At 64.1% G+C, this 26,252-nt stretch carries 19 protein-coding genes and 2 pseudogenes; 9 read left to right on the forward strand and 12 right to left on the reverse strand.

The genetic code is table 11. The features are described from left to right. From CA234_RS22195 to CA234_RS22225, 7 genes and pseudogenes are all read right to left on the reverse strand, one after another. Positions 1 to 703: reverse transcriptase domain-containing protein (locus CA234_RS22195; protein WP_241213638.1), on the reverse strand; the 703-nt coding region annotated here is incomplete at its 3' end. A gap of 612 nt (positions 704 to 1,315) precedes the next feature. Beyond that, positions 1,316 to 1,582 (reverse strand): annotated as a pseudogene (locus tag CA234_RS22200) (hypothetical protein); the annotation flags it as partial. Positions 1,583 to 1,613: 31 nt separating this feature from the next. Then, entirely contained in the window at positions 1,614 to 2,564 is a 951-nt protein-coding gene (locus CA234_RS22205; protein WP_066521747.1) for a zincin-like metallopeptidase domain-containing protein, read from the reverse strand. Between the two features lie 86 nt (positions 2,565 to 2,650). After that, positions 2,651 to 4,750, reverse strand: coding sequence for a ParB/RepB/Spo0J family partition protein (locus CA234_RS22210; RefSeq protein WP_046407189.1), 2,100 nt, complete (start codon positions 4,748 to 4,750; stop codon positions 2,651 to 2,653). Positions 4,751 to 4,892: 142 nt separating this feature from the next. Beyond that, a complete protein-coding gene (locus CA234_RS22215; RefSeq protein WP_126002771.1) occupies positions 4,893 to 9,116 on the reverse strand; it encodes a strawberry notch-like NTP hydrolase domain-containing protein in 4,224 nt (1,407 codons plus the stop codon). An 81-nt stretch (positions 9,117 to 9,197) separates the two neighbouring features. After that, positions 9,198 to 10,052: a toprim domain-containing protein gene (locus tag CA234_RS22220; protein ID WP_037569604.1), complete on the reverse strand. Its 855-nt coding sequence runs from the start codon at positions 10,050 to 10,052 to the stop codon at positions 9,198 to 9,200. Between the two features lie 116 nt (positions 10,053 to 10,168). Beyond that, positions 10,169 to 11,473, reverse strand: coding sequence for a replication protein RepA (locus tag CA234_RS22225; protein WP_037456189.1), 1,305 nt, complete (start codon positions 11,471 to 11,473; stop codon positions 10,169 to 10,171). 548 nt (positions 11,474 to 12,021) lie between these two features. Between CA234_RS22225 and CA234_RS22230 the strand changes: the two genes are divergently transcribed. Next, positions 12,022 to 13,224, forward strand: coding sequence for an AAA family ATPase (locus CA234_RS22230; protein WP_037456192.1), 1,203 nt, complete (start codon positions 12,022 to 12,024; stop codon positions 13,222 to 13,224). A gap of 267 nt (positions 13,225 to 13,491) precedes the next feature. Then, positions 13,492 to 14,469 carry a ParB/RepB/Spo0J family partition protein gene (locus CA234_RS22235; protein ID WP_007406427.1) on the forward strand — a complete coding sequence of 326 codons (978 nt, stop codon included), beginning with the start codon at positions 13,492 to 13,494 and terminating at the stop codon, positions 14,467 to 14,469. Positions 14,470 to 14,504: 35 nt separating this feature from the next. On the opposite strand, the gene CA234_RS22240 is transcribed toward CA234_RS22235, so the two are convergent. Together CA234_RS22240 and CA234_RS22245 are read right to left on the reverse strand one after the other, a co-directional pair. Then, positions 14,505 to 15,389: a DUF4238 domain-containing protein gene (locus CA234_RS22240; protein ID WP_037456194.1), complete on the reverse strand. Its 885-nt coding sequence runs from the start codon at positions 15,387 to 15,389 to the stop codon at positions 14,505 to 14,507. 12 nt (positions 15,390 to 15,401) lie between these two features. Next, the gene (locus CA234_RS22245; protein ID WP_007406383.1) at positions 15,402 to 16,328 is read right to left on the reverse strand and encodes a hypothetical protein; all 927 of its coding nucleotides are present in this window, start codon (positions 16,326 to 16,328) and stop codon (positions 15,402 to 15,404) included. 162 nt (positions 16,329 to 16,490) lie between these two features. On the opposite strand from CA234_RS22245, the gene CA234_RS22250 reads away from it, so the two are divergent. Beyond that, positions 16,491 to 17,729 (forward strand): site-specific integrase, encoded by a 1,239-nt coding sequence (locus tag CA234_RS22250; RefSeq protein ID WP_046407195.1) that lies wholly within the window; start codon positions 16,491 to 16,493, stop codon positions 17,727 to 17,729. Between the two features lie 314 nt (positions 17,730 to 18,043). Here CA234_RS22250 and CA234_RS22255 read toward each other — a convergent pair whose 3' ends face one another. Both CA234_RS22255 and CA234_RS22260 read right to left on the reverse strand, forming a co-directional pair. Then, a complete protein-coding gene (locus tag CA234_RS22255; protein WP_082102860.1) occupies positions 18,044 to 18,922 on the reverse strand; it encodes an AAA family ATPase in 879 nt (292 codons plus the stop codon). Beyond that, entirely contained in the window at positions 18,849 to 20,249 is a 1,401-nt protein-coding gene (locus CA234_RS22260) for a Mu transposase C-terminal domain-containing protein (protein ID WP_004212864.1), read from the reverse strand. Before CA234_RS22260 ends, CA234_RS22255 begins: the two co-directional genes overlap by 74 nt. A gap of 191 nt (positions 20,250 to 20,440) precedes the next feature. Here CA234_RS22260 and CA234_RS22265 point away from each other — a divergent pair, with 191 nt between their 5' ends. Continuing rightward, positions 20,441 to 21,013 carry a recombinase family protein gene (locus CA234_RS22265; protein WP_009824027.1) on the forward strand — a complete coding sequence of 191 codons (573 nt, stop codon included), beginning with the start codon at positions 20,441 to 20,443 and terminating at the stop codon, positions 21,011 to 21,013. A gap of 289 nt (positions 21,014 to 21,302) precedes the next feature. Continuing rightward, on the forward strand, positions 21,303 to 22,505 hold the full coding sequence (locus tag CA234_RS22270; RefSeq protein WP_013039112.1) for an aspartyl protease family protein: 1,203 nt from the start codon (positions 21,303 to 21,305) through the stop codon (positions 22,503 to 22,505). Here CA234_RS22270 and CA234_RS22275 read toward each other — a convergent pair. Further along, the gene (locus tag CA234_RS22275) at positions 22,499 to 22,918 is read right to left on the reverse strand and encodes a helix-turn-helix domain-containing protein (RefSeq protein ID WP_007406847.1); all 420 of its coding nucleotides are present in this window, start codon (positions 22,916 to 22,918) and stop codon (positions 22,499 to 22,501) included. The two genes, CA234_RS22270 and CA234_RS22275, sit on opposite strands and share 7 nt — an antisense overlap. 75 nt (positions 22,919 to 22,993) lie before the next feature. On the opposite strand from CA234_RS22275, the gene CA234_RS22280 reads away from it, so the two are divergent. From CA234_RS22280 to CA234_RS22295, 4 genes and pseudogenes are all read left to right on the forward strand, one after another. Next, on the forward strand, positions 22,994 to 23,620 hold the full coding sequence (locus CA234_RS22280) for a cation transporter (protein WP_004212870.1): 627 nt from the start codon (positions 22,994 to 22,996) through the stop codon (positions 23,618 to 23,620). Further along, the gene (locus CA234_RS22285) at positions 23,620 to 25,587 is read left to right on the forward strand and encodes a cytochrome c/FTR1 family iron permease (RefSeq protein WP_126002772.1); all 1,968 of its coding nucleotides are present in this window, start codon (positions 23,620 to 23,622) and stop codon (positions 25,585 to 25,587) included. Before CA234_RS22280 ends, CA234_RS22285 begins: the two co-directional genes overlap by 1 nt. Before the next feature lie 73 nt (positions 25,588 to 25,660). Then, positions 25,661 to 25,957 carry a hypothetical protein gene (locus tag CA234_RS22290; RefSeq protein ID WP_007406840.1) on the forward strand — a complete coding sequence of 99 codons (297 nt, stop codon included), beginning with the start codon at positions 25,661 to 25,663 and terminating at the stop codon, positions 25,955 to 25,957. 60 nt (positions 25,958 to 26,017) lie between these two features. Beyond that, positions 26,018 to 26,252, forward strand: a pseudogene (locus CA234_RS22295) (TolC family protein); the annotation flags it as partial.

Genomic DNA, 26,252 nt, shown 5'->3' on the forward strand with positions numbered 1-26,252 from the left:
GTTCCGCCATGAACATATCGAGTTCATGGAGGTAGATGTTGGCCAAGATTGGAGAGACGATACCGCCCTGCGGAGTGCCGCTGTAGGTCCGGGTGTGAACCCGGTCTTCCATAACACCCGCCTTAAGCATGCTGCCGATCAAGCCGATGAATTTCTCGTCATCGATCCTTTTCCGCAACAGCCGCAGGAGGATGTCGTGGTCGATGTTCTCGAAGAACCCCGCGACATCCACATCTACGAGCCATTTCACCCCCGTCCATACGGCTTTGACGTGTTCAAGCGCCGTATGACACGACCGGCCCGGCCGGAATCCATGGGAGGCGTTCGAGAACACCGGTTCATAGATCCGTTCGAGCAGTTGCCGCGCCACTTCCTGAACGAGGCGGTCGTCGCGCGTGGGAATGCCCAGCGGACGCCGTTTGCCCTTGCCTTTCGGGATAAACACCCGACGCACTGGTTTGGGATCATAGGTCCCTGCCGTCACGCTGGCGATAATCGGGTCGAGGTCTTCCGGTCCGAAGTCCGCGAAGGTCTCGCCGTCAATACCCGGCGTCATCGCACCCTTGTTGGATCCGATCTTCTGGAGCCCCTCCTCCCAAAGGAGGCGAGACCCCATCAGACGATAGAGTCCATTCACCCTTTTGCCCGACGCAACGAGCGCCGGAATGGCCTCCAACCGGCCTTTCACAGTTTCTGGCAGCATCAGCACACCCCATGATCGGTGGTTGAAGAATCACAGCTGCCGCCCTTCCCCCGGTCTTCCCCGCTTTCGGCCCGATCGCTCGAGACCTTATACAGTTGCACCGCCGCCTCCGAAGAGGTCGATGTCCCGGGCATTACCCCGGGCATTTGAGTAATATGGCGGCTCCGTACCCATGCAGGCCGGCAGAAGCCGCCTGTTTAGGGCATCCCGTAGTTACGCTGAATGGAGATGCGGCGCGGTTAGGTGTCCCGTTCGTCCACTAAACCCCTCGACGAGAGGCGCACCGGATGGGCTGAGAAACAGGCGGCCAAGACATGAGACCGCTGTCATCATCCGGACCTGGCGTGACAGTCGCTTTCGCCAGTATCGCTATATAGATTGCTGCAGACTGGGATTTAAGCAGTGTAGCCTTCACCATACGCACCTTGCCCTGACCGTCATCGCCTCCATTTGCGACTAAGACGCATCTGGCCTTTTCCGAACATGCTATTGTTCCCCGTCCCTTTCGGGATTTCAGACCTTGTGAGGCCCGAGGTTAGTCCAGCGAGCAGAGGCATTCTCAACTTACCTCATCATCACTGATACTCCATTTCAGCGCCGCAACGGCGCACTGTCTTTGTAGCCGAAATTTTCGCCGGTCTTGCTGTTGGGGCTCCAGAGGACCTTGCAGACGATCGCGAAGATCTCGCCCCCGATGCCATTCGTCAGGACTTGGGCAGCGGCGTAATAGGTGCGGTTCTTGGGGCAGGACGAGGCGAGGATCCTCAGTCCCTTCGTCCCGCCCTCGACATCGCGCGTGTAGGTGAATTGCGCGTCGAGATAGGCCTTGGCAGTCGGATGTCCGCCCATCGAGGCGAACGGCATGGTCAGCCATCCCATGGCTGGTCTCCTTGGCGAAGAGGAAGTGGGGTCAGGCGGCTTCGGCCAGCGGCTCGACGGCCTCGAGGGGCGCGGACTCGGCCGGACTGATCTGGTCGTCCGCAAACCCGCACAGATAATTGAAGGCCTGCTCGGCCTTGGATGCCGCGTGAATGATCGCGGTCTTGTCGGCGCGCAGGATGCCGAGCCAATGGCCCACATAGCTTGCATGATTGTCGTGGAGTTCATTGGGCAGGCCGAGGTGCGCGCAGACGAGGCCACTCCCGATCTCGGCCACGAGTTCCTCGAAACTATAAGCTTGGTCACCGAACCGCTTGCCGAATGTCCGGGCGAGCCGCGCCGTGCCTCCGGACCAATGAACGGTTTCATGGGCTCGGGTCGAGGCATAGTGGTCCATCGACTTGAACGAGCGCTGATGCGGCATCTGGATATAATCGAACGTGGGGTGAAAATAGGCGCGGTCGCCGCCGTGCCGCACCTCGGCAGGAATCGGCTCGAAGAAGGCGTCGATCGCGGATTGGCGCGCCGAAGGATCGACCGGCGTAGGATCTTCGTCAGCCGGATAGAAATAGGCCGGCAGGCCATCGATCTGGTCGGCGTTGAAGACGATGTAGTGGCGTAGGAAGCGGATGCTGCGCTCGGTCTCCGCGCCGGTGACGGGGTCGGACTCCGTTTTCTTGAAGCTCGAATAATAGACCGAGAGCGAGCCTTGCTCGCCCCGGCGGACGTTGGCGCCCAGCGCCTCGGCCTGGCGGTATGTCATCCAGTAGCGCGACCGATAGCCGCGCACATCGGCAATTGCCCAAAGGTAGAGGACATTGATCCCCGTATAGGGCGTGCCGCAATGCCGAAGCGGTCGCCCGCCGGCGCCGGTGACCCGCCAGGGGCGGCTCCAGGGTGCGACGCCCTCTTCGAGCTTGCGGATGATGAGGTCGGTGATCTCGGCCGCGGCGTCGCGGCTCGGCTTCTGTTTGCTGCGCATGACCGTTGGTCCCGTGGTTTGGGCAAGGGAAGACCGCCGGCGCGAAGGAGCACCGGCGGTCTGTCGCTCAGGAGATGGAGCGCGCTTCAGGCGTCCGCGGGTTCGAGCGTCTCGTGATCGGCGCTGGGTTCGCCCTCCCCGTCCGAAGGCTCGACCTCATTGGCCTCGCCTTCGCCGTCATCGGCCTCGGTCGGGTCAGCCGGCGCTTCGGTGGCGGCGTCGAGGAAGCGCATCGCGTTAGGCACCCAGGCGAGTGCCGCCTCCTTGACCTCCGGCTCGACGATCGCATCGCCCGCAAAGAGCTTCTGGCAGCTTTCCGATATTTCGGTCTTCTTGAGCGAGGTATGACGGACGGTCAGCGCCGGCCCGCCGATTTCGGTGAGCAGCGTGAGGATGCTGCCCTTGTTCACGCGGTCGAAGAAGTTCTCCGAGGTCGGCCGCCACCAGCTCGCGACGTCGATCTCGAGGATCGATGCAAGCCGATTGTGAAGCTTGATCTGCTCGTTCGACCAACCCGGCTTCGCCTCGAGCGACATCGCGACGATGTAGGCGAGCCAGTTGGCCTTGGTGTCGTCGTCGAGCGCGCGAAAGGCCTCGAACCGCGCAACCTCGCACTCGTGCTCCGTCCAGGCGGCGTCGAGACCGTCCTTCGCCTCGGCCAGATAATCGCGCGCGCGCGAGCCCGGAATGTCGCCAGAGGCGGGATCCTGCGGCGCGCTGGCCCGGATGGTCGTGCCGTACTTCACGGAGCTGAGGTAGCGGGACGCCGAGTTGGTCCGGGCGTCGACCATGACGAACAGCGCATAGTCGAGCGCGAGCGCCGGCTGCGCCAGGATGCAGGACGCCAGAATGTCGCGCCGCTGGACCGCCAGTTCGTCGTAGAGCCGGGCGCTGAGCGGCTTGCCGCCGGGCGCCACGGCCTCGGGCCGGTACTTCGGCTCGGACGAGGCATTGCCGCCGATGCGGGCGCCACCGCGCGTCGACTCTCCGTCCTCGCCGTCGTCGTGGTCCTCGTCGCCGGGCTCGTCGATGACGAGCTCCTGCTCGCTGTAATATTGGCTGTCGAGCCGCATCTCGCCCTGCGGGGTGAGGAGAAGGAAGGCGCCGACATGAGCCTTCATTTCCTCCGGCAGGACCGGCGCGCGGTTCTCGATGGCCTCGGCCTCGGCGATCAGACGATCGTCCTCCTGGTCGAGCAGCTTAAACGCCTCGTCGTCGAGCTCCTCGTCCTGCATCTCGGCCTCGATGACGGACCGGCGCTCCTCGATCTCCGCGAGGCGCGCGGCTTGTTCGTCGGTGAGCGGAGGCTGCTGCAGGATCGCGCGATAGAGTCCGTGCGCCGCGTTGTGCGCGTAGTTGCTCGCGATCGGGCGGATCCAGGCAAGACCGGTCTCTTGGCCGATGCGTGCGGCCTCGGCTTCCATGATCTCGCCGGCGAGGCGGTGAGCGATTTCGGGATCGACCCAGCGGTCATTGCCGTCGGTGAAAAGATCCCCATCGATCTTGCCGCCGGCGTCGCGATACCGCGCCTCGCCGACCAGCACCGCGATCGGGTCGCTCGCCTTCAGCGTCTCGTTGGCGATCACGCGGCGGATGGTGTCGGCCGTGACGTGGCTCGACTGATAGCTGTTCCAAACCAGAAGCTGCTTCTCCTGGTTCTCGGTCGACGCATAGGCCTTGGCGATGTCGAGCGTGATCGCACCCTTGCTGAGCGCCTCGAAGATCGGCTCCGCAAGCGAGGCCAGGCGCAGCCGCCCCTCGACGAAGCGGCGGGTCACGCCAAAGCGTTTGGCGACCGCGTCGATATCGCCCGTGGTGCCGATGAAGTGCTGGAACGCGCGGCATTCCTCGGCCGGCGTCATCTTGAGCTGGTGGAAGTTGGTCGCGGTCGACGTCTCGGACAGCTCGGCATCGTCGCCGGTCAGCACCATGACCGGAACATCGAAATCGGTCTCGGAGATGGTGCCACGCTCGGCGAGGAGGCGCAACGCACGCCAGCGACGGCCGCCGTCGAACACTTCGAAGGTGCCGCGCGGCTTCTTGGCGGGCGTGACGAGAAGGTTCTGCAGCACGCCCTTGGCCTCGATGCTCGCGGCCATGGGTTCGATCTGGAGCTGCTCGTCCGGGGCGGTGCGCACGTTGATCGGAGACAGGCGCAGCTTGTTGAGCTTGATGGTCTGGATCACAGGGGTAACTCCTTCTGGCGTTCGGGTATTTCCGAACACCACCCCAGCTCCCCCTTCCCTCTCTCTCAGGCGTGCCTGAGGTCGCTTAGAAGTACGCCGTGCGCGCGTGCCGATCGGACCGTCCTCATCGCCGGAAGACCGGTCAGGGCGAGCCCGAGACGATCCGCCCGACGATCTCGGCTGCCGTCGGTACCGGCACGAAGACCCTGGTCCGGTACTGGATCACCTCGGTGAAGCATCCGATCGACTTGAGCCAGGCGAGCTGCGCCGGCGGCGCACCCACCAGCTCGATCCGGGGTGATCCGTTCACGAGGGAGCGCTTGATGCACATCGGGAACGGCCGTGCCAGATCGACGCTCCGGCCGGTCAGCGCGGATTTCACGAGGTCGGTGGGCGGGAGATTGTCGGTCCGGTCCAGGCCGAGCTTCGTGAAGAGCTGCACGACGTGATCGTCAAACACCAGGCGGCCGAGCCAACTGTTGCCCTCCTTGTCCGCGATGCGATTGACGACGAGGTGGTCGTTGGGAAGCGCGGACCAGATCGGGAGAAGGAGGCCCGTCGCAAGGCGGATCGTTTCCGTATCGACTTTGTTGGCCGCCTCCTGTGCTTCTTCCAGCCACTTCTCGGAGAAGAGCTGGCGATCGATGGGGCTCCAGGCGCTTTCGAACAGCTCTTGCTCGCGCATATATTCGCGCCGCGTGGGACGGATGAGTTCGAACCGCGGGATCGGTGTGCCCTCCTTCTCCTCCATGAGGGCGCGGGCGCGGGTCTGCAGCGCAACCATCCCGGACTTGGCGTTCATCAGATAATCGGCGGTGCCGTCATTGTCGGCGATGCGCAGGACCCGCTCAAGGGAGACCGGCGTCCGCCGCCGAGCGATCTCGATCGTGAGCAGATGAGAGGTCGCGCCACTGACCGGGTCGGTGCGCAGCACGGTGTCGTCTATGAGGGTCGCCGTATCGACCAGGATGGTTTCAACGCCGACATCGAGCCGTCCGGCCTCGCGCGCGGCCGATACGCGCGTCTCGACGAGTGCGAGGAACTCGTCGAAGATCTTGTTCTGCAGCGCGATCGGCAGCGCCAGGATGCGGTTGAGCCACCGCTGGATCGGCGGGAGGTCGTCCTTCATGACGCCGTCCTTGTCGCAGAGCTCGAGACCGGTGCGCTTCTCGAACTCGGCACGGGAGACGCTGGTCAGCTTCCCTCCGACGAGCAGATGAAACCAGCTCACCAGGGCCGCGCAGGCATATTCACTTTCGAGATTGTCGGCGGGATCGAACAGGTTCTGACCACCCGTCTGGCGTTGACCGCGGGTGAGCGCGCCCAGGCTGTCGAGCCGGCGGGCGATCGTGCTCGTGAAACGGAGCTCGCCCTTGCAGTCGGTCGTCACCGGCCTGAACAGGGGTGTGCTCGCCTGATGGGTGCGATGGGTCCGGCCAAGGCCCTGAATCGCGCGATCGGCCCGCCAGCCGGGTTCGAGCAGGAGATGAACGCGCTGCTGCTGATTGGGGACGTCTCGAGAGGCGTGATAGGAGCGCCCAGTGCCGCCCGCATCGGAGAAGACGAGGATCCGCTTGCGACCCTGCATGAACGCGGCGGCCTCGGCCTGACTGGTCCTGGTCGAGCGACTTTCGAGCTTCTGCCGTCCATCGCCGGTCGAGACGAGGCGCTTCGTGCGCCCGGTCACCTCCGCAACATTATCGTGACCGAAATGCTCGAGGATGCCCTCCAGCGCCGACATGATCGGCGGAAGGGCGCAGAGATTCTCGATGAGCTGGGCCCGCGCCGCTTCGGCCTCGGGATTGTAGACGGGGTTGCCCGCCTCGTCTTCCATCGGAACCGAGCGCTGCGCGCCGGTCTCGTCGGTGAAGATCCGCATCTGACGGGTCGGGAAAGCGCGCTCCAGATAGTCGATCATATATTCCCGGGGCGAGAGGTCGATCTCGAGGTCCGCGCGGTCGTCGGGGCTGAGCGCGCCTAGTCTCCGGTCAAGAATGGACTCGGCCGTCGTGACGAGCTGCATCACGACTGACTGCCCCGCGGCGAGATGCTCGTGGACCGCGGCGATGACGGTGGGGAGCTTCATGGAGAGCAGAACCTGTCCGAAAAAGCGCTGCTTCGTGGACTCGAACCGCGAGCGCGCGGATGCCTTGGCGCCGCTGTTCAAAGTCGCGTTCTCAAGCGCATCGACGATGCCGGTCAGTTCGAGCGCCTTCTCCAAGTTCTGGTGAATGATCGACCACGCGTCCGCATAGGTGTCGTAGATCTCGATCTGCGCGGCGGTCAGCTCATGGCGCAGAATGTCATATTCGACACCTGCGAAGCTCAGTGCGCGGGCCATGTAGAGGCCGGTGGCCTTGAGATCGCGCGCGACCAGCTCCATCGCGGCGATCCCGCCTTTGCTGATGCTGCTGATGAACTGCTCCCGGTCGGGGAAGGCGGTCCCTGGGCCCCAGAGCCCCAGTCGGACCGCATAAGCGAGGTTGTTGACGACAGAGGCGCCGGTGGCTGAAGCATAGAGGACGCGGGCCGCGGGCAATTGGTTCTGGAGGAGCACGCCGCAGATTCCCTGCTGGGATCCATCCTTGGTGCCGAGAGCGCCCTCCCCACCCGCAACGCCGCCCATCTCGTGGGCCTCGTCGAAGGCGATGACACCGTCAAAATCGGCCCCGGCCCAGTCAACCAGCTGCTTCAGGCGACCGTAGTCACCACGCATCGAACGCAGCGTCGGATAGCTGACGAACAGCACGCCCTGGTCGAGGCTGATCGGCTCATCGATCTTCCAGTTGGAGATGGGCTGAATGTCGCCGTTAAGGCCGCCAAGGGCCGTCCAGTCGCGTCGCGCGTCTTCGAGGAGCGGCGCATTCTTCGAGACCCAGATGTTGCGGCGGCGGCCCTGGAGCCAGTTGTCGAGGATGCAGGCCGCGATTTGACGACCCTTCCCCGCCCCCGTGCCGTCGCCCAGGAAGAAGCCCTTACGATAGGAATGGCCGTCTTCGGCCAGCACGAGGCCGACACCCTCCTTGTCGGGTCTGAAAGTGCCTGGGATCCACTGGGTCCAGGCATGCCCCGCGTAGACGACCGTCTCGAGTTGGGAGGCGGAGAGCAGCCGCTCGGCGACGGTGCGCTCGGGCAGCGCCGGCACATACTCTGGGACCGGCGCCGGGATCGAGCCCATGGCGACAGATTCGACGAGCGGCGTTGGATGCTCGCCAGCGCTCGCGAAGCTGATACGGCTCGGTCGATATGGAAGATAGACGCCGCTCTGCTCGAGCAGCGGCGCCGGCGTCTCAAGTTTCGCATATTCGACGGGGAGCACGTGGTTGCGTGCCGGGGCATGGTAGGCGCGGGGCGCCGGACGGCTGCTTTTGACGGCCCGGAAGAGCGAAACTCCACCTGAGCGCTTCGGCGCCGACGCTCCGCGATCGGGCTTCGCCGACGATCGTTCGGGGATGATCAGGATATCGAGCAGCTCGGCAACGGACGAACGCTGGATGAGCGCGGGGGGCGACCGGCCGGGGACCTTGTCGATGACAAACAACCGCACGGCGATCGAAGTCCCATGCTTCAGGTAGCACTTCTCGAGACGGACGGCCGCCAGGACGCTCACGTCGCGCAGGATCGTCTCATATTGCTCACGCATGCGTGCGCTCGGGCCAAACCAATCGGGCATGATGGCAACGAGCCGGCCGCCCGGTTGAAGACGGCGCAGCGCCGCTTGCAGATGACGGACTGCGGCATAGTCGTCGGCGCCGCGGCCGACCGACCTCGAAAAGGGCGGGTTCATCAGGATGAGGGTTGGTCGATCGACGCTTGCGAGGGTGGAATTGATGGTCGCACCATCGTGCCCGGTGATCGATGCTGAGGGGAAAGCCGCCTTCAATCGGCCACGGCGGAGCGGATCGAGCTCGTTCAGATGGAGCGATTCGACGTGACGGAGCTGCGCGACCAATAGGCCGTTACCCGCGCTCGGCTCGAGCACGATGTCGTCGGGCTGGACGTTGGCGAGAAGCGTCATAACCGCAGCGATGTCGACAGGTGTCGAGAATTGCTGCCATTCGATCTGATCCTCGCTGCGAACCGTCTGAGTGGGCAGGCGATCGGACAAATCGATCAGCGCGCGGACGTCGCCGAACGCCGCAATTTTTTGGGCGCTCGACTGAAGATGGATGGCAAGGGCATGCTCGAGGAGTTCAAAGCTGGCGCGTTGTGTCCAGCGACCGTCGGCATCAGAACCGCCGAAGGCCTTGGTCATCGCGTCGTTGAGGTGACGACGCTGAATGGCCTCGTCGGAGCGCAGACGGGGTAGAAGGAGGCGCACGGCCTCGCGCTCAGCCTGGGCGGCCGCTTCGAAGAGATCGGACATGGGTGTGGTCTCCAGAGTGGGCTGCACCCTCGGCAGCGACACCCTTTCGATCCCCCTCCCCTCTCCTCCGGCGCTTCGCGCCTAGACGCGGCTCTGCTGCGCTCGGGCATCGAGCGCCTTTGCCCAATCCTTGTAGATTGGCGGCGGGGGCGCGCGTTCGATGATGAGGCCCGACCGGGCGTAATGCGCTTGGGCACTTTCGGCTGCCCTGTGCCCTTCGGAATCGTTGTCCTCGGCGACCAGGAGCGTTGTGACCGTGGGCGGAATGACGAGCTGGTTGAGCCGACGTGCGCCGAGTGAAGCCCAGCACGGGAGGTTGCTCAGGCGCGCGAAAGCGTCGGCCGTCTCAAAGCCCTCGGCGATGGCAAGGGTGTTGCCCCCTGCCCCGCCCCGCCAAGCGCCGTGCCCCGGGGCGCCAAGCATGACCTTGCGCGTGTAATGGGCGGTGTCGGGGTTCAGGAATATGCGTTGAATTGCGACCAGACGGTTTCCCTCGCGCACCGCTACCAGGAGAGCGGGTTCGAAGATCGTCTTCGGCTTGGGCAGGTAAGGGCAACGCGGATGGAAGCGAAGATCGCGTGGTGGTGGGAGGAGGTTCCGGCACTGGAGGTAGCGCTCGGCAAGGGTGCCCGGAACGTCGACCGCCTCATTCCAGATTCTTTCGACGTTCATCGGCCGCGGCGAGTCCGCCAAGGCGGGTGGCGGATAATGGCGACCCGGGCGAACAAGGCGCAGTTCACGCAGGACGTCTTCGCGCGAGCATCCTGCGAAACAGGTGACGAGAATGCCGCGATCCCCTTGCCGAATCGACAAGCTTGGATCGCGATCGCTGTGTGCGGGACAGCGGCACATCGCGACATTGCCGCTCCACGTGCCGCCCAGGGCCCCGACAATGTCGACTATCTCCTGCGATGGCCGTCTGGCTGTAAGCGGCATAATTCTACCTCCTGCTTACACGCTCGGCCCCTCCTTTCCTCTTTTCGGTCGGTCTGAGACTTGGAGACAGATTCAGCCTGCGCTCGCCTCAACGCGAACGGCTCGGAGATCATCGGTTAGTCGTCGCTTCGATTCGCGCGGCGTTCAGCATAGGCGACGACGAACTTCTCCCAGATCCGCAGCCACTCTGAATCGGTGCGCGGCCGGCTAAAATCGGGGCATCCCTTGCGGAATGCAGCCGCCATGTCATCCACTGACCACGGATGGCCCTTGGTCAGCGCGATCTGGCGGAAGACGGCCTCACGCGTGCCGTATGAGAGAGACCCGGCGGGGAACGGAAGAGTCGGCGCATCGTCCTTCGCGGGCGCGGACTTCGCTGCATGGGCCGGTTTGACCGATGATCTCGGTGCCGTTTTCGGAGCCTCGCCCCCGACGAGTCGAAGGTGCGGCCCCACGAGCTTGCGCTCCAGCGGTGCCGGTGACGGATGAAGAATGACCTTCCGCCCGGAGAGATCGACATTTGCGTTGGGATAGACCGCCGACACGATCTGCATGGTTTCGCGGACGGTCTGTCGGAAGCGCTTGCTGTCGGCCTCGTTGCCAAGGTGCTTGGCGAGCTGGTCCCATGAGATAACCTGGCCCTTGTCGGATCCAATCCGCGGGAGTCGGTAGGCAAGGTAAGTGTAGAGATCGAGCGCCGTTGGCGTACCCTTGAGCTCGCGGATGGCGATCTCATTGAGTGGCACGGCATGGTCGATGAGGTGCGAGTAGAACGCCTCGGACATACGGATTTCGCGCGCGAATGAGCCGTTCTTGTCGAGCGAACCGGCATATTCGTTGGAAATCTTGACGTCCCGGACAGCGAAGGCGTTGTCTTCCGTGTCGGTGCCGTCCCAGCGGATCTGCCACTCGCACGCCAGCAGCCGATCCACCTGCTCTCGCATCAGGTTGGCCGTCCCGCGTGGTCCATAAGACACGGTCTGGTAGCCAAGGCGGCGCATCCACTCGGTGAAATTGCGGCCAAGATAAACGTCCCGCGATTGCTTCATGACCGCCTGAGAGAGGAGGTAGATCAGGGCAACGCGTGGATAGGCGCCATAAGGCACACCAAGGCTTCGCATGACGGACTTGCCGTCGACATTCTGAAGCACTGGCCTGGGATTGATGGCCAGCGCATATTTGCCGTCCTCACGGACGATGGGCTGAGTGTCGTCCTTGGGCCGCTTGGTTGGCAGCGACATCGCACAAAGCGCGGAGTGGAGGAAGGCAGGAACCGGTTCTTCGTCCTGGACGCGCAGGAATGCGTCCAAGGTGAGCTGGGTGCCGGCGGTGGTGGCGAGCTTGCGGACGCTCTCCTCGCCGCCGTTGAGCATGGCTAGTGCGTACTGATGCCCCAGCGGCCTATGCTGATCCCCATTCATGGTCTGCCCTTCCCCCCGAATCGACCGGGGGCTGTGATGGGCATGTCTCAACAGGTTTGAGGCGTGAAATCAACCCCGTTGGCAGTTTGGGAGGGGAAAAGGCCGCGAGAGTTGCAGAAACACCGATGATGTCGGTGCCGTTCTGCGGCCTCCCCCTGCCCTCCTTCACCCAAAATCGAAAAATCAAAACGATTCGCGAATCGGTTTTTTATAGGGTGATTCTAGTAATAGGTATGGGCTCTGAGATCATCGGTCGGCTCGCACCGAGATCATCGCTGATACGCACCGAGATCATCGCAAAGTACCGAGATCATCGGTGGTTATCCACAGGTAGCCGTTTGTCGCCACAATCCCAGCGCCAGACTTTGCAGCAACACGCAAAGGCACGGAGATCATCGGTCGCAGCCGCCGCCGATTGGCCAGAAAGCGCGCACATGCGCAAGGGGCTCGGAGATCATCGGTCAACTTGTAAGTCTGGTGGCCATTTCCTTGCTCGAAACTGCCAACGTGGCTATCATGGCGCATCAAACCCACAGAAGCGGACTGAGATGGCTACCGACCCCTCCCTAGCACAGCCGGACGACCTCATCGAAGGTGGTCTGGACGTGCTCCACAGAAAGTCGTTGACGATCCTCAAGCGCATTCGTGACAGCGCGGTTGATCCCGAAACCGGTCAGAAGAAGGGTCCGACCTTCCCGATTTCGAAAGCTGCTGCACTGGTCGGGCGGACGGCATCTGCTGTCCGGGAAGCGGAGCGCGACGGCCGCCTCCCCGCTCGAGGGCGGACGGGCTCCGGGCATAGGCTGCAGTATACGCTCGAAGAGCTTGATCATATGCGCGAGGTGTTTGGAACGCGTCCCTGGCGCGAGCCAACCGATACCCCGGCGATCATCTCGGTCTGCAACTTCAAGGGGGGCGTCGGCAAGTCGACGATCGCGCTGCATCTCGCCCAGCATTTTGCCATCAAGGGCTACCGGGTCCTGTTCATCGACTGCGACAGCCAGGCGTCTTCAACCATGATGTTCGGCTATCGCCCCGACGTGGACCTCGACGAGGAAGACACGCTTTACGGGCATTTTCACAATCCGGAGCTGCTTGGCGTTCGCAAGATTATCCGCAAGACGCACTTTCACAACCTCCACCTGATCCCGTCGAACCTGCGACTTTATAATCTCGAGTATGAGATCGCCGGGCACATGGCGCGAAATCAGAACATGGAGATCATCGACCTGATCGCGCAGGCCATTGATGAGGTGGTCGATGACTATGACGTCGTGATCATGGACCCGCCGCCGGCATTGGGCATGGTGTCGATGGCTGTGCTCCAGGCCGCTAACTGCATGGTCATTCCGGTGCCGCCGAGCCTTGTCGACTTCGCCTCGACGGTATCTTTCATCGACATGACGCGAACGACGATGAAGCAGCTCGAGCAACTCGCGGGGCGGGGAAGGCCGGCCTACAACTTCATCCGGCTGGTCGGCAGCCGCGTGGACGAGAGCAAGTCGATGCACCGGGAGATACTGTCGATGATGCGGCAGGTCTTCGGTGGCTCAATGACGCAGTCGGTGATGGTCACCAGCGCCGAAATCGACAATGCCAGCTCCAGGATGAAAACCGTTTTCGAACTCGACAAGCCCGTCACGTCGCACGAGGTCTACAACCGCTGCATGAAGCATCTCAGCGACGTTTGCCAGGATATTGAGCAGGACGTTCTGCGCACCTGGGCGAGCAGGGCAGGGGGCCGAATTTAGGGAGAGTTGCCACGTGGCAACTCCGATATTTCTCACGTCGGCGAGCACGGGCAATCGGGGAGTGAGACGAAGCCGGATCACCGAGTTGCCACGTGACAACAAAGTGGAAGAACCCAATAGAAGCAATATGTTAGGTAGGAATACCATGTCAGATCGCACACGGCAGGAACGTCAGTGCAAGCGCCTGGGGGCGGCGCAGTTGCCACGTGGCAACTCTGGCCTGTTGGCACCCGTCGGCGAGGGCAAGAGAGAAGGAGAAACGGGCCGATGAGCAAGGGCAACAAGGGCTTCGGCTCGATGTTCACAGAGGGGCTCGACGACGAGGAGAACCTCGATAAGGCGACCCCTGCGGACGGCATCATGGCAAGTCGCAGCCAGACGCTCGCGCGCATCGCGACGGGGAAAACGGTCGCCGACCGGACGGAGTGGGTCGATCCGGAGCGGTGCCGCCCATGGCGGATGCACAATCGCGATCTGGATCATTTGAACGAAGATAGCTGCCGCGATCTCATCGACTCCTTCCTCTCCGCCAAGAAGCAACGGATCCCCGCTATCGTTCGGCGTCTGAAAGATGACCCGAACTTCGACTTCGAGATCATCGCCGGCGTCCGCCGTTGGTGGACGGTGAAATGGCTGCGAGCGCATCACCACCCGGAGTTCGAGTATCTGGTGACGATCCAGAGTGTCACGGACGAGGAGGCGTTCCGGGTTTCAGATGTCGAGAACCGCTCGCGTAAGGACATCTCGGATTGGGAGCGGGCCAAGGAATATACGGTGGCGCTCGCGGAGTTCTACGAGGGCTCGCAGTCGCAGATGGCCGAGCATTTAAACCTTTCCAAGTCGTGGCTGAGCCGGCTTCTCGACGTTGCGCGCTTGCCCGAACCAGTTGTCGCGGCGTTCTCCGATACGCACGACATCACGGTACGCGTCGCGCGTGACATCAAGCCGCTTACCGGAGATCCGAAGGCGCTGGCGAAGATGCGCGAAGAGGCTGAACGCATCGAGGAAGAGCGCAGCCAGAAAGGCTTGAAGCTGAGCGGGCCGGAAGTCGCGAAGCGGCTCGTGAAGGCGACTGTCGCGCCAGCCGTGAAGGCTGCCGCCGAGAAGGAGATCACCGGCAAGGGGGGCAAGGTCATCCTGCGCTATACGAAGGCGCGGGGAGGGGGGCTGACGATCAAGGTGCCGCCGAAGGCTGAGGCGTCGCCCGCCGAGCTTTTGAAGGCGATCGAGGGGCTGCTGTCGTAGGGTGATGGAGCGCGGCGTCTGGCGAGGTCGCCGCCTTATATGGCGTCCCGCTTATATTTGTCGGCGGTGCTCTGCGTCACGGAGTGGCGGCTTCGCAGGCCGAAGTTCGCGCGGATGAAGTCGCCGGCTTGACGCGTCCTCGCGCCTACGAACGCCTGGGCATGTCCCACGGTCGACCGGTTCTGCCGCGTGATCAGTTCTCGCTCGGGTAGGCTCACGATCCGATTTGCCAGCGTAGTGGACCCGGCAGCAACGAAGAGGGTCTCCGGTCCGATCGGAAGAGTGACATAGGACGAGGCACTACCAAGCCAGGCGAAGCTGACCGGCACGTCGAGCGGCCAATCGGAGACGAACAATTCCCGGCGATTGTTCGTCTTGATTATGCGCCAGTCCATGTTGATGAACGCTCGTCCGCGATCCGCGTCGTCGATGACCAAGCGCAGGACTTCCATCTGAAGCGCGCTCACGGCCTCGGGCGGCAGCGCCCCATCTTCGCCGCGCAGCACGGACTTCGCGGCCTCTGCGCTTGCGAGAGCGCCGACGGCGTCCTTCATGCCGCGCATATCCAGCGGTGTCCGGAACCACAGCGACATGACGAACCGGCCCCAATCCGAGCATTGCGCGTCGCTGAGCGAGTTGACCTTGCCGTCGAGGAGCAGCGCGTGAACCTTGGCCGCAGCGTCATCGATCACCTGCATGAACAGGGTTTCCATCTGCTGGGCATGCTCGGGCGGGAACCCGATCGTCTTGTACAGGTCCCGCTCGAAGCAGACGCTCTTGGGTGATGCAGGACTGCTCTCGATCTCCCCGATCCGATTGCGCCGATAGCGCAGCAGGGTGTCGCCATCCTTCCACTGGTCGAGGAGGAACTGCGGGATGAAGTGATGCCGGGACGGAGGGTTCTGTGGCTTGGATTGCACGGTGTCTGTGGTTCAAGAGGGATGAGCAAGTGAGGCGAGTAGCTTGCGCGCGCCTTGCGGGGTGACCTTCAACAGGCGCGCGACAGCGGCCGGCTGAAGGCCCGGATAGGCAAGCTGCAGGCGGGCAAGGAGAGGGGCCTTGCTCCGCTTCGTGACGGCCAGATCGGTCTGGATGCGCGACGCCGCACGCTCGATCGCGTCGAGGTCGCGCAAGCCAGCATGCGCCGTCCGACCGATCGCCTGGGCCAAGGTCTCTGCCAGATCGGCGGGGGAGGGGGGCAGAAACTTGGACATCAGGATGAACGAGGGGATCACGCGGGTCGTGAAGCCAGCGCGGCACAGCATCCGCGGTACGGCGGCGGCGATCAGCCAGTTTCGATCGCGTCCACGGGGAGGCAGCTCGAGAGCGCGACCATCGACGCTGACGACATCCCAGCTGCCTGGTGCCGCTGGTTCGGTCAGCGCGAACAGCTGGAAAATGCGGTTGGCGACAGAGAGGAGGTCACCGGAAGGGAAGGGGGCGTCCGCCACGGTTCGCAGCTGTCGCCACATCGGCCCGAAGTGCGCCAAGTCTTCGGCCGCATAAACCTTCGCCTCGGTGCGGTCATCGAGTACCGTACGGAGCACGTTGAGCGTGGCGCGGCCGAGCGAATCCTTGAGATCCTCGTCGCGGCTGAGCGCAAGGTGGAAGACGGCGGCAACCGAGATCGGATCGTTGAGGCCTTCGGAAGCGCGGGGAGGGGGTGTGCGGCCGGCGATCCAGTCCTGCAGGTCGCGCACCGCGATCGGCACGCCGGCGAGGCCGGCCAGGACGGTGGCGCCTTCCAGGCGCGAGCGCGCGAGAAAGATGTCGGCGCATGGACTACCGTGCAATCGGCCATCGAGGCGCCCGAGCAGGAGCAGGCTGTCGTCGGCGCGCAGGTTGTCTGTCCGCGTCATAGGATGGCGACAATGCCATGGCGGGAAACCAAGGTCAGCAGTTCGTTTCTACATCCGTGACCTCCCGAAAGTGGACATTCGATAATTGCACTTATCACATAAGCAGATTTGACCGTTCTTTATAAGGTGGGCTACAAGCGCGGCTGAGGAGCGAGGCGCGTCGTGAGCACCGAAACCGCCCGGGAAGGGCCAGAAATCCCCGTAGCGCCGCCTGAGGCTGTCCTGCCGGCCGTCAGGGCGCCGGCCGACCTTGCGTGGACGATCGTGCAGATGCGCGCCGGCGAGCGCATCACCGTCAACGAGGGCCTGATCGCCGCCTATCAGGCCGCTTCATCGCCCCATAGCATCCGTGCGCTCAAGTCCGACGTCGAGGCGTTCGATGCGTGGTGTAGGCGCAACAACCGGATCGCGCTGCCGGCCACGCCCGAGACCGTGGCCGATTATCTCGACGCGCGGGCCGGGAAGGGGAGCCGGCCGGCCTCGCTATCCCGCTACAAGGCGTCGATCGCCAAGATCCACCAGCTGCTCGAGCTCAAGGATCCGACGCCGGCGCCGCTGGTGAAGCTGCGGCTCCAGACGGTGCGCCGCGAGAAGGGGGCTGCGCAGAAGCAGGCGCGGCCGCTGCGGTTCAAGGGCCCGGTGCGCGACGTCGAGCGCGACAAGGCGCGGGGGCTCAACATCCGCGCGCTGCTCGAGAGTTGTGGCGAGGATCTGCCGGGGCTGCGTGATCGGGCGCTGCTATCGGCCGCTTATGACACCGGGCTGCGCGCCTCCGAACTGGTGGCGGTCGCCATTGAGCATATTGAGGAGGCGATCGATCCCGAAGCGCGGCTGCTGCAGATTCTGCGTCATAAGGGCGATCAAGACGGGGACGGGGCGACCGCCTACCTCAGCCCGCGCACCGTCGCGGCGATCGCGGCGTGGACCGAAGCGGCGGGGATCACGACAGGGCCGCTGTTCCGGCGGGTGCAGGTGCGGCGCTACAAGGCGCGGGCAGCCGTGCGCGGTCGGCCGATCGACAGCATCTCGGGCCGGGAGACGTGGGATCTGCGCAAGACGCTGTCCAAGCCGGCGGTGAAGGCGCGCGTCGAATATGACATCGGCACCGTGGCGCTGCACCCGGGCTCGATCGGACCAATCTTTCGGTCGATCATCGGCCGCGCGTTCGACCGTGGCGCGCTGCCCGATTTGACGGCGGACGATCTGGCGCGGTTGCTGAAGGGGATCAGTGCGCACTCGACGCGGATCGGGCTCAATCAGGACCTGTTCGCCAGCGGGGAGGATTTGGCCGGCATCATGGACGCGCTGCGGTGGAAGTCGCCGCGGATGCCGCTCGCTTATAATCGCAATCTCGCGGCAGAGCAGGGGGCGGCGGGGCGCCTTATGGCGAAGATTGGCTAGTCATGACGGCCTAAATAGGTCTTTGGATGATGCCGTGCGACCACACGACGGCGGCAGGTAGATCGAGGGATTAGCGCAGCGGCAAGAACCGGAGAAGGGAGGCTGAGCCCCCGGGGTCTTGAGCTACAACGTTAAGCCTAAGAAACGGGCAGGGGCCTGGTAGCGCGTAGTGTATGAGCGAAGCCACCATCGCTCAAACTCATCAGCACAGTCCAATTTCGAAGAGGAAACAAGAAAGTGGTTCCGGAAACGGTATGGATCTTATCCTGTGTAAACGCTCGCGCTAAATGGCGGCGTTCTGATCGCGCTATTTGTCAGTTGCCGGGTCCGATGACGAGGCAATCGCGCGCGGCCTGAACGATGTCAGCGGTGACCTCCTCGACGCGGTTGAGGGTCATGATCCGCCGCATCTGCGCGAACAGGCGCTCCATGAGCCGGAAGTTGCCGCGCGTGATGCGGATCACGGCTGCCTGCGCTTCGATCGCGTCGAGTTGGGCCGGGTCGAAGCTGATCCCGAAATCGCCGGCGTGGGTCGCGAGCAGCAGCCGCATTTCGGTCTCGGTAAGCGGGTTGAACTCGTGGACGAAGCCGATCCGCGAGTAGAGCTGGGCATAGCGGGCGAGGCGCTTCTCCAAGCCCGGCATACCCATCAGGATCAGCCCGAAGCCGTGGCGATCGGCCATGTCGCGGAGATGTTCGAGCGACTTTATGGTCAGGCGGTCGGCCTCGTCGACGATGACGAGGGGGCAGGCGATGCGGGCGGCGTCATGGGTGATTTCGTCCTGCGAGCCGCCCGCGACCGTCAGCCGGGCATAGCCCAGCTTAATGAGGTTGAGGCCCAACACCGCGTCGATCGTCTTGGGCGTGTTGCTGACCGACACGGTGTAGAAGACGGCGCGGCAGCGAGCGACCTTTTCGCCAAGGAGCGCGGCAATGGGACGGAGCGCGGCATATTCCCCCAGGTCGGGGAAGCTGGAAAACTCGCGCGCCGATCGCGTCTTTCCGACGCCCGGCCGGCCATGACACACGCCGATATAGCGGTAGTGCGCGCAGGCTTCGGCAAACTCGACGAACCGGGCATGTTCGCGGGTCGCCAGGAACGGCTGCTCGACCAGGAACTCAATCGTCAGCGGCGTAGAGCCGGAGCCCTCGGTAGGTGGTGGGCCGGGAAGCCGTATCCTCTTGGTCGCCATCGAAGGTCTCCGTGGGGGCAGGCACCTGCTTGTCGCGCTCCTTCGCGCCGCGCCGGGCGCGCTGGATCGCGCGCAACGACGGGTGCCCAGCGTGCTCGGAGCTGAGCGCACGGCAGACGAACCGGCCCTGGTGGTAGACGTGGATCTCGGTCAGGTCGCGGGGGTCATAGACCGCCTCGACCTGCTCGCCGACGAAGGCCGCGAGCGTGGGTTCGACATAGCGCCTGCCCATCAGACGGATGCCGTCGCGCAGCACTTTACGGGGCTTGGGCACGTGCACGAGCAGCATGTCGAGCTGTTCAAGGCTGTCGGGCATTGCGGGCAGGAACCCGCCCTTCTGCCAGCGCGTGATCGGCGGTTCGCCGGTGCTGCCATGCGGGCGACGATGATAGACGCCGCACACGAACGCCTCGAAGCGGGCGCGCAGCTCGTCGAGCGTGAGCACTGGCGCCGACAGCGGCTTGCCCGCGATCAGGTGGCCGGGCAGGTCGGGCAGGAACATGTCGTTGATGGTGCGGAACAGCCGCTCGATCTTGCCGCGCCCGCGAGGACGCCCCGGCAGCGAATGGATGAGGCGGATTTTGAGGGCGATGCACGCCTGCTCGATATGCTCGGAGATGAAATCCGAGCCGTTGTCGACGTAAAGCTGTTCGGGAATGCCGCTGACGATCCATTCGGGATTGGGCTTGCGCCAGATCGCCTGCCGCAAGGCGAGCGCCGTGTTGAGGGCACTGGGGGCATCGAGGCTGAGGAAGTAACCGGCGATGGCTCGGCTGTGATCGTCAACGATGACGGTCAGCCAAGGACGCACCGGGGTTCCGGCATCATCGAGCACGAGAATGTCGAGAACGGTATGATCGGCCTGCCACATCTCGTTCGAGGTCGCGGCTTCGCGCCGATGCACTAGCTCGTGCTGGTCGCGGTAGACGGCCGGATCGGAGGCTGCGGCGATCTGGCTTGCCGGTATCGCCCTGACGACACGCGCGACGGCCGCATAGCTGGGGGTTCGGTGTCCATGCGCGATGGCGAGTTCCTGCACCTTTCGGTGAATGGCGGCGACCGGGGGTCGCGGGCGCTTGGTGGCGAGAGTGCGGGTCAGTTCGACCAGATGTTCCGGCAGGTGCAGCCTGCCCCGATCGTTGCGCGGCAGACGCGCGAGACCGGCAAGTCCTTCGGCACGGTAGCGCCCGAGCCAGCGCTGCAACGTCCGCTCGCTCAGCGTGCCGGTGCGGGCGAGGTCCGCGAGCGGGATGCCATCGGCGAGGTGCGGTTCAAGGACGCGGTAGCGCTCGATCGCCAGCGGCGGGACAAGCGCCGGATGCGTCACCGCCGACGGTCCGTGTCGCAGGTAAGGAAAACGGAGATTTGCCTGCCCATCGCCATGCGAGTCCGCTCGCGTTGCCAAACCGGCCTGTTCGACGTAAATCTACCCGGTAAAGAAAACTAGGGCAACATAGACCTGCCGATGACGACTTTCTTCCCAAACCGCGCCCGATCGGGGCGCCACCGGCCCTACGCATGAAAATCGGTTACGCCCGCGTATCGACCGCCGAGCAGAACCTGGACCTCCAGCGTGATGCGCTGAAGGCTGCCGGCTGCGAGAAGGTCATCACCGACAAGGCCTCCGGGGCGACTGCCGCTCGCCCTGGATTGGAAAAGGTGAAGGAGCTGCTTCGCGCCGGCGACACACTGGTGGTCTGGCGCCTCGACAGGCTCGGCCGCTCGCTCCGTGATCTGATCGGATGGATGACCTACCTCGACGAGGAAAAGGTCGGGCTGCTGAGCCTGCACGAGGCGATCGACACGACCACCACGTCGGGCAAGCTTACCTTCCACCTGTTCGGGGCATTGGCGGAGTTCGAGCGCAACCTGATCCGCGAGCGGACCCAGGCCGGTCTCACCGCAGCCCGCGCTCGCGGCAAGAAGGGTGGCCGGCCGGCCGCACTCGGCAAGGACAAGCGCGACCTGCCCGTCAGGCTCTACCACGAGAACACGATGCCGATCGCCAAGATTTGCTCGATGCTCGGCATCTCCAAGCCAAAACTCTACGCCTATGTGCGATCGGCCGAGACCAAGCCGGTAGCCGCGTAGCGACGCTCGCCGACAAATAGCGCGATCAGAATGCCGCCACTTAGCGCGAGCGTTTACACCGTTCGCGGTCCCGATCGGCCCAGCGTCCCCCGGAACCGTTCGTTATCGGGAAGGCATCTAAGCGGTCTGCACCATCCTTCATCTAAAGTTCTCCAAGCGCTTCTGAGGATTTTCGGGCGCACCAAAAGCACTTGCTCCTCCAGTGGCTGGAGCATGTAACCGCAATTTGCTCTCCTGCGGACGGGGGGCTGGAGGTGGCTTTTTGACGGCCCGTGTTGAAGCAATCGGTATGTCTCGACGCTCATTAGTGGCGCGGCTGGTGGCCTGTGGAACCGGCTTGGTGCTCGGTTCTCCAACGCTCGCGCGACAGACTTCCCGGTCTGCGGGCTCGTGGAACTTCGGTGCGGCTCACCTCGAATGGGAGCCGCTGGAAGTCGGCACGGGTGATACCCTCCTTGTTTCGGCACAAGTGCGCGGAGTGCCGGTGCGGGCGGTCCTCGACAGTGGCAGCGGCGCGTCGATCATGAGCACGGCGCTCGCGGCGAAGCTCGGCTTGAACGATGGTGAGCGGCGCATGATTAGCGGGCTGAGCGCCAAGGCCCCGGTGCTGCTGGTCCGCGACATCGACGTACAGCTCGCCCGCGAAACCCGTCGCTTACCCTTTGCCGTCGTTGGTGATCTGAGTTCAGTGTCGGCGGCCTTCGGACGACCGATCGATATCCTCCTCGGTGCCGATATGTTCACGGGTAGCTGCATCGCGCTCGATTTCGCGAAAAGGCGTATGGCGGTCGTCAAGTCAGGCACGTTTCTCGCCGGTCCCGACTGGCGCGCTGTCGCGCTCGGGCGCGGTGCCAAGCAGGAGCTGTTCATTCGAGCTTCCGTCTCGGGTTTGCCTCCCGTGCCCTTGATGATCGATCTTGGCAGCTCGGCCGCGCTGATGCTCTCGTCGGCCTATGCCCGCGATCAAGGGCTGTTGAACGGGAAGCTCGTCTCGACCGCGGCGATCGGCGGCGTCGATGGTGTGCGTATCAACGATGCTTTCACGATCCAGAACATCAACATCGAAGGGCTTGGCGTCTCGAACGTCCCCACACTCGGGATGAGAGCTTGGCTCTCCACCAGCACGGTTGGCAATGTCGGCCTACCGCTGATCGCTCAATTCGACGTGGTGTTCGACGTGACCGCCGGATTCGTGTGGCTCCGGCCACTCGGTCCTCGTCGTCGCCTGCCGATGCTGAAGGACCGTAGCGGCCTTGGCCTCGCAGCCTCACCAACGGCGCTCACCGTTGTTCATGTGGCGGCGAACAGTCCCGCGGAAAAGGCTGGCTGGGCGGTCGGCGACCGGATCGTGGCGGTGAACGGCCATTCGATCGATGCGAACTATACGCGTGGGGAGCTCTGGCAAGTGCGCTCCCGGCCTGCTGGCACCCTCGTAAAGCTGACGATGGCCTCGGGTGATGTGCGCGAGCTCAGGCTGGCCGATTATTATTGATCGGCTTGAGGGTGGCCTTTGCCGATCGCCTTCATGATCCGACAATCGGCCATGCGCGCCTTGGTGCAGCTCTGGCTGAGCATTGCCAACTCATCCCGCAACACCGCGAGTTGCGCCAGTCTCTCCTCCACATCCTTGAGGTGCTGAGCAGCGATAGCTGAGGCGGCACCACAATCCTGGTCCGGGTTCTGCGCCAGCCCCATCAACGAACGGATCTCGTCGACGGAGAAGCCAAGCCGGCGACCGTTGCGGATGAAGTGCAAACGCTCAATGTCACTGGCATCGTAGGTTCTGCGACCCGACGCCGTGCGAGGGGCGGATCGGAGCAACCCGATCGACTCATAAAAGCGGATCGTCGTCACCTTCGTCGAGGTCTCGCTGGCGAGCTGCCCAATCATCACCGGCTTCATCATGCCATCCTTGCTTATGCGAACGTGTCGCACATTTCGCTTGCTTCTACAGCGACTGGAGGTGGTAAGGAAGGCCGCATGAATGCTTCTACCGAAAGCTGCGGGTGCCACGGGGAGCCCGCGCGCGCGCAAACCGATCCGGCCTATCGCCGTGCGCTGCTGACCGTCGTGGTGCTCAACCTCGGCTTCGGAGTCGCCGAGCTGTTCGGCGGGTTCATCGCCGATAGCCAAGCGCTGAAAGCGGATTCCCTCGATTTTCTCGGGGACGGGTCGATCAGCCTTATCGGTCTTCTCGCGCTTGCCTGGTCCGCACGGGCGAGGGCAAAGGTCGCGCTGACGCAGGGGTTGTTTCTCGGTGCGCTTGGCGTGGGCGTAATCGGTTTCGCGATTTGGCGCGCCCTGAACGCAACCGCGCCCGATGCCGAACTGATGGGCACAATCGGCGTTGTCGCGCTCGCGATCAATGTCGTGTCCGCCTTGGTGCTTGCGCGTTTCCGGGAAGGGGACGCCAATGTTCGCGCGATCTGGCTGTTCAGCCGCAACGACGCGCTCGCCAACGTGGCGGTGATCGCCGCGGCCGGTCTGGTGGCGTGGACAGGAAGCGCCTGGCCGGACCTCGCCGTCGCCGGCCTCATCGCCCTCCTGTTCCTCCACTCCGCTTATGAAATCGTCACTGGCGCTCGGCGCGAATTGGGAGAGCGGTAGTGCGTCTGCTCGCGTTGATCCGGGCAATGCTCTCGTTGCGGCTGCTCTCCGCGCTCGCGGCGCTGCTGATCCCTGCTGCGGCAATCGCCGAACCCGGCGACGTGCAAACCGCATGGCGGCTGCTCGACTATATGGCCGTCGATTATGGCGGCGCGGTCGCCAACGGTCGGATCAAGAGCACGTCGGAATATGCCGAGATGACGGAGTTCGCCGCGTCGGTCTCGACACGGCTTCAGGGCCTGCCGGCGAAGCCGGAGCGTCAAGCCCTCATCCAGCGGGCTGCCAACCTCCAGGCGGTGATCGCGGAAAAGGGACCGACTGAACAGGTGGCAACATTGGCGCACGGGCTCGCGGCCGATCTGTTGCGCGCCTACCCGGTGCCGCTCGCGCCCGATAAGGCTCCGAACCTCGTCTCCAGCGATGCACTGTTCCGACAATCCTGCGCGTCCTGCCACGGGATGACGGGCAACGGCCGTGGCCCTGACGCCGCCAAGCTCGCTACGCCCCCGATTGCTTTCACCGATGCCGAGCGCGCGCACCAGCGCAGCGTGTTCGCGCTCTATCAGGTGGTGACGCAAGGCATCGACGGGACCGCGATGCAGAGCTTCGCCGATCTGCCCAACGATCAGCGCTGGGCGTTAGCATTCCGAGCCGGGAGCTTCGCCTTCACGGATGCGCAGGCGCGCGAAGGCGAGCGGCTTTGGAAATCCGACCCGACCCTTCGCCGGCGCATTCCGGACCTGAAAACCCTGGTCGCGCTCACCCCGGCCGCGCTCGGCGCGGCGATCGGCGACGCCAAGGCTGACCCAGTGCTCGCGTTCCTGCGTCGTCATCCCGAACAGGTGATACAACAGGCTCCCGGCTCGCTCGCGGTCGCCCGCGCCAAACTCGCCGAAAGCGTGGCGGCTGCGCGGCGCGGCGATGCGCGCATGGCGAAAGAGCTGGCGCTGTCGGCCTATCTCGATGGGTTCGAGCCGATCGAGCCAACACTCACCGCGCGCGACGCGACGCTGATGGGTCGAATCGAGGGCGCGATGGGGGAGTTCCGCGCCTCGATCGACCGGGGCGCGTCGCCCGATGATCTCGCGGAGAAGGTCGCAGTACTGGGCGGCCTTTTCGACGATGCGGAAGCGGCGCTCGCGCCTGATGCCGCCACCGAAGCGTCCACGTTCCTGGGCGCGTTCACGATCCTGCTGCGTGAAGGGCTCGAAGCCCTGCTCATCGTTGTCGCCATGATCGCGTTCCTGCGTAAAGCCGAGCGCGGCGAGGCGCTGCGGTACGTGCATGGCGGCTGGGTCAGCGCGATCATCGCGGGCGGGATCACCTGGGCGGTCGCCACCTATGCGATCGGGATCAGCGGTGCGAGCCGGGAGCTGACGGAAGGGTTTGGCTCGCTGTTCGCCGCGGTCGTGCTGCTCTCGGTCGGGATTTGGATGCACGGCAAGGCGCAGGCCGATCAGTGGCAGCGCTATATTCGCGAGAAGATGTCGCGGGCGCTCTCGGGCGGGTCGGGCTGGTTCCTGTTCGGGCTGGCGTTCGTCGTAGTTTATCGCGAGGTCTTCGAGACGATCCTGTTCTATGCCGCGCTTTCGGCGCAAGGTGACAACGGGATGCTTCTCGCGGGGGCCGGGTCGGCGATTGGACTGCTCAGCCTGATCGCTTGGGCCATGCTTCGCTACAGTCGCAAGCTGCCGATCGCGCAGTTCTTCCGCTATAGCTCCTGGCTCATGGCGGTCCTGACCGTCGTGCTGGCGGGTAAAGGCGTCGCCGCGCTCCAGGAAGCCGGCCTTATCAACATCGCACCGCTCGCGGACGTGCCACGGCTGTCGATGCTCGGCGTGTTTCCCACTTGGCAATCGGTGCTGGCGCAACTCCTGATGGCGGTCGCCATTGCGGTCGGGTTCGCCTGGAACGGGCGCGACCGATCCCGCTCGGGTTCCGGCTCAGTGACCCTTGGTTCGAATTAGTGCAATGACATGAAAACCCTTCCGTGATAGAGGCAAGCTAGTGCGAGCCTTTTTGCCTTTCCTGACATGCCTGATGCTGGTCCTGACCAGCTTCTCCGGCATGGCCCATGCCGCCGATCTGGCGGGGGGAAGCATCGCGGGCGTTGAGTTCACGGTCCATACCGCCGGTGACATCGATCAGGTGCCATCGGACTCGGACAAGAATGTCCCGCATCATCACAATTATTGTCACGGACACGACGTCGGCGCGCCTGCGCGCACGACGATGGAATATACCCCCGTCCTCACAGTGCCCAAGCCGACAATCTCCGCCTCTGCGTCGCTCGACGGCCGCACCGGCATGGTCCATTTGAGGCCCCCCCAAGCCTGACGTCCGATTTGGGCGTGCGTTGGCGCGCCCCTGTCGATCATCGTCAGGAGTCCTATTTTCATGAATCGTATCCTCGCGGCCATGCTGGCCGCAGCGTCTTGCGCCACGATGGCGCAGGCGCAGGTCGGACCGTCCGCGCCTGTTGCGCAGGATGCGCCGGTCTACACGCTTGACCAAGCGGTCAGTGCAGCGGGCGGTTCGGCCCCTGCTGCGGAAGCGGCGACAGCTGGAATCGACGCGGCCCGTGCAGGTCGCACAGTCGCCGGCTTGCGGCCCAATCCGGTGGTTCAAGGCC

This window comes from Sphingomonas sp. ABOLE, from assembly GCF_003950455.1.
Taxonomy (GTDB): Bacteria; Pseudomonadota; Alphaproteobacteria; order Sphingomonadales; family Sphingomonadaceae; genus Sphingomonas; species Sphingomonas trueperi.